11 protein-coding genes are annotated in these 10332 nt (G+C 35.0%); 3 read left to right on the forward strand and 8 right to left on the reverse strand.

Going from position 1 to position 10332, the window contains the following annotated elements:
• Positions 1-435 precede the first annotated feature (435 nt).
• Positions 436-1767 (forward strand): ISL3 family transposase, encoded by a 1332-nt coding sequence (locus I2F89_RS10375; RefSeq protein WP_086335299.1) that lies wholly within the window; start codon positions 436-438, stop codon positions 1765-1767.
• On the opposite strand, the gene I2F89_RS15655 is transcribed toward I2F89_RS10375, so the two are convergent.
• The 3 genes from I2F89_RS15655 to I2F89_RS10385 all read right to left on the reverse strand — a co-directional run bounded on the left by I2F89_RS15655 (position 1728) and on the right by I2F89_RS10385 (position 3386).
• Positions 1728-1859, reverse strand: a complete 132-nt coding sequence (locus tag I2F89_RS15655; protein WP_267473330.1) for a hypothetical protein — start codon at positions 1857-1859, stop codon at positions 1728-1730. The two genes, I2F89_RS10375 and I2F89_RS15655, sit on opposite strands and share 40 nt — an antisense overlap.
• A 632-nt stretch (positions 1860-2491) precedes the next feature.
• Positions 2492-2758 carry a hypothetical protein gene (locus I2F89_RS10380; protein ID WP_019724199.1) on the reverse strand — a complete coding sequence of 89 codons (267 nt, stop codon included), beginning with the start codon at positions 2756-2758 and terminating at the stop codon, positions 2492-2494.
• Positions 2759-3122: 364 nt separating this feature from the next.
• Positions 3123-3386, reverse strand: coding sequence for a hypothetical protein (locus I2F89_RS10385; protein WP_086334371.1), 264 nt, complete (start codon positions 3384-3386; stop codon positions 3123-3125).
• 594 nt (positions 3387-3980) lie between these two features.
• Between I2F89_RS10385 and I2F89_RS10390 the strand changes: the two genes are divergently transcribed.
• Positions 3981-4154, forward strand: a complete 174-nt coding sequence (locus tag I2F89_RS10390) for a hypothetical protein (RefSeq protein WP_157811366.1) — start codon at positions 3981-3983, stop codon at positions 4152-4154.
• Positions 4155-4735: 581 nt separating this feature from the next.
• On the opposite strand, the gene I2F89_RS10395 is transcribed toward I2F89_RS10390, so the two are convergent.
• From I2F89_RS10395 to I2F89_RS10405, 3 genes are all read right to left on the reverse strand, one after another.
• On the reverse strand, positions 4736-5422 hold the full coding sequence (locus I2F89_RS10395) for a hypothetical protein (RefSeq protein ID WP_195514302.1): 687 nt from the start codon (positions 5420-5422) through the stop codon (positions 4736-4738).
• 156 nt (positions 5423-5578) lie between these two features.
• A complete protein-coding gene (locus I2F89_RS10400; RefSeq protein ID WP_071866666.1) occupies positions 5579-6187 on the reverse strand; it encodes a metallophosphoesterase in 609 nt (202 codons plus the stop codon).
• A gap of 92 nt (positions 6188-6279) precedes the next feature.
• Positions 6280-7551, reverse strand: coding sequence for an MFS transporter (locus tag I2F89_RS10405; protein WP_267473331.1), 1272 nt, complete (start codon positions 7549-7551; stop codon positions 6280-6282).
• Positions 7552-7642: 91 nt separating this feature from the next.
• Between I2F89_RS10405 and I2F89_RS10410 the strand changes: the two genes are divergently transcribed.
• Positions 7643-8422, forward strand: a complete 780-nt coding sequence (locus I2F89_RS10410) for a hypothetical protein (protein ID WP_108173560.1) — start codon at positions 7643-7645, stop codon at positions 8420-8422.
• A gap of 142 nt (positions 8423-8564) precedes the next feature.
• Here the strand turns inward: I2F89_RS10410 and I2F89_RS10415 are convergent, their stop codons facing one another.
• On the reverse strand, positions 8565-8912 hold the full coding sequence (locus I2F89_RS10415; RefSeq protein WP_010736189.1) for a DUF1831 domain-containing protein: 348 nt from the start codon (positions 8910-8912) through the stop codon (positions 8565-8567).
• A gap of 75 nt (positions 8913-8987) precedes the next feature.
• On the reverse strand, positions 8988-10118 hold the full coding sequence (locus I2F89_RS10420; protein WP_324250209.1) for a cysteine desulfurase family protein: 1131 nt from the start codon (positions 10116-10118) through the stop codon (positions 8988-8990).
• Between the last annotated feature and the right edge of the window lie 214 nt (positions 10119-10332).

Below are 10332 nucleotides of genomic sequence, written 5' to 3' on the forward strand. Positions count from 1 at the left end.
GACTTATTTTTTAGAAAAGACATTTATACGCTCCTTTTACTATTTTTAATTTTCTATTTTACAAGCACACATAGACTAACCAAAATAAAATAACCAACCATAGATACAACAAAAATTCAGTAATATGATTCCTCTTTTCAAATATGGATAAGTGATTTTCGTTGAAAAAAACAAACTTACAGTGCTACATAACCAACAAACCGTCATGATGAATATTCTGATTTCATAAAGAAATTTAGAATATGGATAGGCATGAAACAAAAATAAAAGAATAGAGATTGCCAATAAAACAAGGTTCTATAATATCTAGTGTTGGTGGAAAACAATTTTGTTTTCTGCTAACATTATTTTTTTGAAAAAAAAGATAGAAAAAGAGATATCCAAATTGATAGAATTAAGTCGACTAAAACAAACTCATCAAGAAAGGATATCTCCATGGACTATCATACTAAAAAATTACTCGGTTTAACAGATAAAAATATTATTTTCCCTACAGAATGGCTTTCTGAAAAGAAAGAAGGTGGTATTACCACCTACGTGATTCATGGACGCTTAGATTACACTCCCACTTGTTGTACAAAATGTGGAATTAAAAATGAAGGACAAGTGATTAAATATGGTACGCATCAAACCACCATTCAATTATTACCGATTCATTCACATAAAACTGTCTTCAATCTTAAGAAAACTCGCTTTCTGTGTAAAGAGTGTGGCTCAACTTTCTCGTCTGAAACTTCTTTAGTCGATAGAAATTGTTCGATTTCTGTCGACTTGAAACGAAAAATCATGGCAGAATTAGCGACCAACTCCAGTAGAAAAGACATTGCTCTACGATACTTCGTATCGGATGTAACGATTTTACGAATCATGAAAGCCGCTGTGAAGAGCTTGAAAGTCCGCTTTGACTACTTGCCTTTTGTTCTTTGCTTTGATGAATTTAAAGCGATGAAATCTTGTGTTGGTAAAATGAGTTTTATCTTCATGGATGGCCAAACGAATCAAATTCTTGGTCTTCTTGAAAGTCGCAAACTCGCTTATCTACGCACCTTTTTCTCTCGCTATACCCGTCAAGCAAGAGAGAATGTTCAATATATCGTCATGGATATGAACGCTCCTTATTTTGAATTAGCCAAAAGTATTTTTCCCCATGCACAAATTGTCACGGATCGTTTTCATATTATCCAGCATATCCAACGGGCATTGAATCATTTACGGATTCAAATCATGAATACTTATCGCAAGAAAGATCACCTGAAGTACAAACGACTCAAACGTTACTGGAAGTTATTTCTAAAGGATTCTTATCTATTAGATAGCTCACACTACCGTTATGATTATTCGTTTAAGCGACCGATGACTGAAAAAACCACAGTCGATGAACTACTAAGCTATGATTCCACATTGAAGCTGGCTTATGACACCTGTCAATTTCTTCTGTATCACTATAAACAAAAAGATACAAACTACTTTTTTGAAGTGGTGAATACTTTAGACGCGCAGCTTCCTGAATGGTTTCGCAAGAAGCTCACTTTCTTAAATAAATATAGAAAAGGAATCGAAAATGCCTTCAAAACACCCTATAGTAACGGAGCATTAGAAGGGACAAATAATAAAATCAAAGTCATTAAACGTGTCGCTTATGGTTACCGTAATTTCCTCCATTTTCGTGACCGCATTTACTTGATTCAAGGCTTAGTTTTCCAAGATCAATCCAGAACAAAAAAGAATCAATCGAAGCCTATTTCTGCTTCGATTGATTCTCGATGAAATTCTTCTAATTTTAACTCACCAACACTACTTGTCGAAGAGCCTAAAACAATTGAAAAAATAAATTCTAAATAATTTTTCTTGGTTAACATTCCTATTCCTCCTCGTAAAATAGCCTTAACTCATTTGGATAAACTTTCTAATGAACCATTCAATGAATTGCCCAATAACAATATACGTAGCAAAAAAGTAATTCAAAGAAATAAGCAACCATTTATAATGTCGAAGTTCCACTTTAGTGGAAAAATAAAGTCCTAGCAGACTTGGAAAAGTCATCATGAAAAACAAAATAATTCGTAGAGCACTCTCTCCGGAAATGATTCCTCCAACAAAGCAACTCATCGAAAAAAACATTGCTATAGATAATCTGAATTGGTTATTCGTCATCTTATTCTCCTTTTAAATTTATGAATATCTGTATTTTCAAAAATCATATATAAACCACCAACCATAAATACAGAAAATGTTGATGCTAATGACAATACGCTTCAGAAATTTATTACTGATCGCCCGACAAAAAAATAAACTAAATTCGCTTAGTATCCAACAACCGTAGACAATAATCCTTTGATATACAAGTGGATATAGTCTATAGGATAAAAAATAATGTCTAGCAAGTAGACATGAAAGTATCAATAATACAAACGACAAAATCCAATATTTTTTATTTTGAATCATTTTTTTCTCCTTCTTTCAATATCTTTCTTGATACGCCTGTTCCTTTTTATTTATAAAAAAATTGTAAGAAAACATAGACCAAATCCCATATGGTGAGCGTAGTCGCAAATAAATAATTCACGACTAACAGAGACCATTTCAAGTACCTTCTCATAGTGATTTTTGTGGTAAAATGGATTCCCGCAAGTCCTGGGATAATGATCACAAACACCAAGATGAAGCCGATATATCCTCCGTAATCTATGATTGCTCCCAATAAACATAAAATCGATAAAATCATAGAAACAATTAACCTGATTTTATAACCGTTCATAACTATCTCCTCTCATAATTTCATTTAAGTTATTGTTGTTCGGATGACCAGTTTACTTGATAGAACTTAACAATCAATAAAAAATCCACCAACCATAGATACAGAAAATGTTGATGCCAATGACAATCACTTTCAGAAGTTTATTCCTGATTCCTCGACAAAAAAATAAACTAAATCCGCTTAGTAGCCAACAGCCAATAATAATGATTCTTCGAAATATAAGAGGGTATTGCATATAAGGTAAAAAATAATGCATAGCAAGCAGACATGACAGACCTAAAAAGACAAATGATAAAATTAAATACTTTTTATTTTGAGTCATTCTGATTTCTCCTTTTTCTTATTTTTTGAGATATACAATACTTTATTTATATAAATCTAAAAAAGCATGAATAAAATACCAACCACTAAGCGTAGTCGCAAATAAATAATTCACGACTAACAGAGTCCACTCTACGTACTTTTTCATGGTAGTTTTTGTAGTAAAATAAATTCCCAAAAAGCCAGGAATTATGATTACAAATGACAAAATAAAACCAACATACCCTCTATAATCTATGATTATTCCCAATAAACATAAGATCGATAAAATCATAGAACCAACTAAACCGGTTTTATAACCGTCCATCCAATCTTCCTTTCTTTTCACACCTTTTAGGTGATACGATTCATTGATCCAACTGATTTTTATTCGTTAATCTCTTGTAACCTATAGAACCCTCGTTAAAAACTGGATTAAATATCTGATATGAAGATGCGTTGCGAATAAATAATTTACGATGAACAAAAAAGATTTCAGAAGCTTATCCATAGTGATTTTAGTTGTAAAATAGATCCCAAAAAATCCTGGAATAATTGTTAAAAAAACTAACAACAATCCAATTAGTCCACGTCCATCAATCAGCGAACCAATAATACACAGAATAGATAAGGACATTGACATACACAAGCCGATTTTGTACTCATTCATAAGCTACTCCTATCTTCGCTTCATTTTAAATAATCAAAAAAATTGATAATTAGTTATTTAATACAAAAGTTTAAATAACATATAACCAAACACTCAACATGGAAATAATTTATTATAAACACGAAATTTTATTATATTAATAATTTTAAATTATATATTCTCTTTTTTTTCAATTACGATAAAAAACAAAAAATATATTTTTTGAAAAAAATTATATGTTATTATTTTATCATAGAAAAAAGAGAGATTATTATGGATATTAAACTTTTTTTCACAATTTTTTTATTAATTGTTTCACTTCAATTCTCAAGTATACAGGTCTATGCTGAAGTGGAAGTCTATCAGTCATTCAAGGAAATGCCAATTATTTATTACAATCAGATACCTCATTTAGATGAAAATCAATTGAAAGAATACAAACGTTAAGACAATAATATGTATTTATACAAGCAAGCAGAACGGTTAGCAAAAATCCTACCACGAAGGTTCTTCACTATTGGAAACTCTGTAGATAATATTATTTTTGAAAAAATCCTGAATATGGAACTTATGGTCCATTGAACACAGTCCAACTATTATCCTGAAGAGGTCCTTATCGTCTACTCAACAAATATCACGAATGATCTTAAACGTTTGAATGATAGGACAGCCACTGTTGGTAAAGGATTGAATAATCAAGGAAAACTCGTCAATTGTATTCTTTAAACTTTCAATAGCTCATTGGATTTTATGTCTGATGAATCTATAAAGTTGTTAACAAGGATTGAACAAATGGACTTTACACTTTTTCACCTAGGATCTAGATGAATGGCGAAAATAAAACAGGTGTGAGACAAAAGAACATTTCCTTTTGTCTCACACCCTAAAACCGAATATACGTTGGGAACAGAAGTAATCTCATCAGAAAAGCGACAGCTACAAAAATTTGAAAACAATTTTTGTAGCTGTCGCCTTATTTCTTGAGGTAATCCATCCCCCACTTTCTTCTCACCTACTTTTCCTAATGGTTATTCTTCTGATCCAGCAACTTCTGTCTCTTCGATGAGGGAGAGTTCATCGACTTCACCGGATTCTTTATCAGTCAGTCGACTCATTCCTGTTACAGGATTAATCTCTTCTTTGATCTCTTCATCTTCATAGACTAGATAAAACCGATTTTCTGTACCATATTCTTCTTGCAATGTTTGAAGCAGTTTGTCATTTGTGACTGTTTCAAGTGCTTTGAACGCATCGTACTCTTCAATCGTCCCCTTTTCCTTATCTGTTATTCGAGCCATTCCAGTAATCGGATTGATTTCTTCTTTCGTTTGATCATCTTCATACTCTAAAAAGAATTTGTCCTCTGTCCCATATTCTTCTTGTAGTGATTTTAGAAATTCTTCTTTTGTAAATAATTCAAATTCCCCGAATGCTTCATATTCTTCCGTTTCCCCTGTTTTTTTATCAGTGGTTCTAGCCATTCCAGTTACTGGATTGATTTCTTCTTTGTATTCATCATCCTCAAATTCAAGATAAAATCTGTCTTCTGTGCCGTATTCTTCTTGCAACATTTTTAATAGTTCTTCTTTTGTTTCTACTTCTTCACCGATTTGTTCTGTTCCTTGCGATGTGTCAGCAAAGGTAGGAACAGCACCAAAAGCAAATGCACTGAATAGGCCAACAGAAGCTAAACTTACACTCAATTTTTTGATCATATGTCATCACCTCTCTATTTGATATGGATTTATAATAACTTAAAATTTAGAATAAAAATGGATTTAAATGTAAACAAAAACCGCTTATTATCTAAACTATTCTTTAATTAAGAATAATTTAAAAATAACTAACGGTTTAAAATTATCGAACGATGTTTAGCGTTGAATTTTTTGTAGCTCTTGAAACTTTGCTTCATAGATTTCTTCAATCTCTGCTTCCGAAAGTGGCGTGCCAAACGGGCGTTTTGCTTTTAATAATTCTCGCTCCGGCGCATCTACTCCTACATTGACGTCGTTGCCGATGGGTACGCTGTAGTGATGGATATGTCCATGAAGATTGCGTATTTTATCATTGCCTCCGAGCAACAATGGATAATGGGTCAGATAGTATTGTTGGTGATTGAATTTTATGATGACACCTACATCATAAAAGTGAAATTTTTGCTTTCCTTCCTTTTTCCACGGATCATGTTGTTCCAAGTAGTTGAAAAAGGCCCGACTGTCATGATTCCCTTTGATAAAGTGGATCGTGCCATTCAGTTCTTTGACTAAGGAAAGAATTTCTGCGCTACCTTTTTCATACTTAGGGTGCATCGCGAGGTCCCCTAGATGATAAACATGGTCGGATTCCTTTACGACTGCATTCCAACTAGTGATTAATTGATGGTGCATGCGGGCAATATTTTTAAATGGTCTCGGCGAAAAATCACTATTACCGAGCAACCGTTCATGGAAAAAATGCATATCGCTGATAAAATAATTCATCTAAGCTCACTCTCCTTTATAAATATCGTATGTGAAAACAAAAAAATAGGCAATCAATGCCTATTTTTAAAAAAGAAATTTATTGCTTTGTTTTAGCTATGTTTACTTTGTAATTCTAAATCGTAGTTTCTGGCTGAAGGAACCATGTACAGTGCAATTGCGCAAAGTAATGTACCGACACCAGCAATCACAAATAGTTTCTCCACACCAATGGCATCTGCTAGTGGTCCAGCAAAGATCAAACCGATTGGACCAGGCAGAGACATCAGTGAATTGAACACACCCAACACTCTTCCTAAAATACTTGGCTCAAAACTTTGTTGGATCATCGCCATGACTAATGTATTGTAGTAAGGCGTAGCCAAACCGGCAATGGCATTCAACAGAACAAAGTAAATAAATCCTTGTGAGGTTGCTGGCAATAAACCACTCGCTGTGACGGATACCCCTAAGACGATATAGGAGACAATCACTAGCTGCATTCGATTCTTAAAATGACCAGAAAAACCAATAATTGCGCCTCCGACTAACATCCCAATGGCGTAAATGACTTCGATCAATCCCGCTTGTCCAACTGTGCCATTAAAATAACCCATGGTCATCAGTGGATATAAGCTTGCGGCAGGCATGAACAACAGCATGAAAACTGCCCCATTGAGCATGATATGCCATAACCCTCGCTTCTCATATAGTTTCTTTACTCCAAATTTAGTATCAGCTAACAAATGAACTGCTTCTCCTTGGATGTCCATCTTGGGAATTACCACAAGAATCAACAATCCTACACCAAGAACGGCACCTAATACATCCAAAAGAATCAAAGCATTCATCGGTACCGCAGCAAATAAAAAAGCACCTAATCCAGGAGCAACGATATAATTCGCTGATTGCACCATCCCCAATCGCCCATTGACCCTTGTTAATTCTTCTTCTGGAACCATTGTTGGTAAAATTGATTGGATCGTCGGCATTTGAAATGTCTGTGCGACCGAGCGAATAAATAAAGAGACAAACACTAACCAGAGCGGAAAGGTCGACATCACTGTTCCTACAATGGATAAAATAAGTGCAAAGATCGCAACAATGATATCCGTATAAATCAATAATTTTTTCTTATCCCAGCGATCGATCAGCGGCCCAACAAACGGACTTAATAGAACCATCGGCAGCATTCCTAATAATGTGGCAAAACTTAAAATAGTTGCAGAACCTGTTTCTTGCGTCAAATACCAAATAATAGCATATTGAACGACCATACTTGTGATTCCTGATAAAAATTGTCCCATCAAAAATAAATTAATATTCTTTTTCCAGTATTTCTGCATAACGCCTCCTAATTTTGTATTCTTTCTGTATTTTACCATTCATTTGTCTTATATTTTTTTATAATTATGATTATTTTATTATTGCTTGAAAAACATGGTACACTGTAGAAAAAAACGGGAGGATACACCTATGACTAAGGTTAGTTTTCACACCACGATCACTGCTTCTGAAACACAGATCCAATTAGAGGAAGAACAAATCCAACTCTCTATTTGTTCAAAGCCAGTAAAAGAAATAGAAAATTCCTTTTATCTTTATTACTTAGATAAAAAGTGTCTGGCAATTGGTACAAAGATCCGCCCAAAATCCTTTGACCAAGTCATCACTATCCATTTACCATGGGATCTTGAAGCAGATTATTTTATGTATCTAATGAATAATCAAGCCGCCGAAGCTGGTCTAACATTAGAAAAAGACAAAGATTTCAAAGAAAAAATCCCAGTTGAAGCAACCAAAAAATTAGCCCCGACGATCGAAAAAGTAACGACTGTGTTATCAACGTTTGGCTACGGATTTGCTCCGCTTACTGCAACGAAAAAGAAACCTGCCAAAGCGCGTCATCGGTGGACGAAACAAATCAGCGAGATTCCTTTTACTGTGGAATTTCGTGGTAGCAAGGCAACACTTTACTGGATCAGTCGCAATGAGATGTTGATCAAAGCTGGCGCGACGTTATTACTTGATGCCCCTTTGAATAAAGATGGTTCGGTTAGTTATGCCGCGAAATATGGAGATAAGATGCGGGCTGACTACCAAGAGCAGATCAAAGATGGGAAAGTTGTGGAGGATATCATCGTCAAAAGTGTGAATGAAGCTAGCCTATTACTGTATTATGGCGGAACAAATAGTTGGTTAGAACTAAAAGATGCCCAAGGAAAAACATTAGATGAATGGTCAAAAGTTGAATGATCATTGACCGATAAATAAAAAAGTACCCAAGCGCTAGGAAGGACAGTTACGCATGCTCGCCGTCACATGAAGACGATACATGCACTTGTTTTCCTAGTGTTTGGGTACTTTTTTGTTTTTCTTTATTGTGTCACATGAGTACTTAGCCTTCTACTTTTTCAAATAGTCCACGGCTGATCATGCTATCCATCAAGAAATAAAACTTATCTTGACTCATTTTTTGCTTTGGATCTTTAAAAATATCGACTGCACGCAAGCCATTGGCTGTCGTGATCGACATCTTCATTGTCTTGATGTCTTTTGCAACCGTGATTTTTAATTTAAAACCCTCTTTGCTTTGTGGTGTTGCATCAAGCGGACGAATCAATTGATAGTTCCCGCCATTTGTTTCTGTAAAGCCATTGTCGCGTAATGTGTATCTTTTTGCATCTGGATGTAAACGGTAGCTAACTGGAGAACCGAGTACGGACGCTGTTTGTTCAAATGCCATTTTTTTCACCTCAGTAAGTTTAGTTTCCTCTTTATTATAAAAGTTTCTAACTCGTTTTACTAGGTTTTTTAGCGCTTAGATTGCTTTGACTAAACCATCAGCAAATCGTTGGACTTCTTCTTCTGTATTCCCATAGCCAAAACTGATGCGGATGGATTCTTTCAAGAATGGTGTTCCTTTTCCATACATGGCTTCTAGTACATGAGAAGGTTCGATATTTCCAGCAGTACATGCCGAACCGATTGAGATCGCAAAGCCTTGTAGATCCAATTTCATCAATAATAGATCGTTGACGATCCCTGGAATACGTAAATTCAGTACATGAGGTAATTTATTCGTCAAATCACCATTGATCGCATATTCAATCTCATTCTCTGCCAATTTATCTAAAATCAGTTGTTGGAAGCCCAAGTATTTTTTGTTACGTGCTTCTCTTTCTTCCAGCGTTAATATTTCTATCGCTTTTGCTAATCCACAGATCCCCGCTAAGTTTTCTGTACCGGCACGGCGTTTTTCTTCTTGTTCTCCGCCTAAAAGCAAAGGTGGGATATTCACGCCATCTCTTTTATATAAAAAACCGATTCCTTTAGGTCCATTGATTTTATGACCAGATATGCTCAAAAGATCGATTCCTAACTCTTGAGGATGAATCGTTTGATTACCATAAGCTTGAACAGCATCCGTATGGAAATAGGCTGGATGTTCTCGCAAAATTTCACCGATTTCTTTGATTGGTAATAAATTGCCGATTTCATTGTTCCCGTACATGATTGAGACTAAAATAGTGTCTTCTCTTAAAGCCGAGCGGAAATCAGCGATTGAGATATTCCCTTTTTGGTCAACTGGTAGATATGTAACCTCAAAACCTTTTTTTTCAAGAGACTTCATCGTATTTAAGACTGCTGGATGTTCAATAACTGTAGTGATTAGATGTTTCCCTTCATTTTGACGTGAGAATGCTGTTTCAAGAATCGCAGTATTATCACCTTCCGTTCCGCCACTGTTAAAAATAATCTCATGCGAGCGGACGTGCAAACTATCTGCCACGATTTGTCTAGCATTTTCTAATTTTTCATGAGCCATCCGACCAAATCCATGAATGCTCGAAGGATTGCCAAATGTCCCTTCCATGATATCCATCATTTCTTTGATTACCAACGGATGCATCGGCGTCGTCGCTGCATGATCTAAATAAATATTGCCCAATGTATTCATCCCTTTCAAATAGAACTAGGCACATTCTAGCATAGAAATAGCCAGTTACCAAAAATAAACTTAGGCAAAAAGAGGATTTTTTAGTAGATATGTCCAAGTTCCGAGCAAAAAACACCATAAAATGACCTAAATGCAGCGACCCCCAAAAGTTAGACCAAAAAATCTAACTTTTGGGGGTCGCTATTTGTATGGCAAAATATCATTT

Source organism: Enterococcus sp. 1001283B150225_161107_E12, assembly GCF_015556925.1.
GTDB lineage: Bacteria > Bacillota > Bacilli > Lactobacillales > Enterococcaceae > Enterococcus_B > Enterococcus_B mundtii.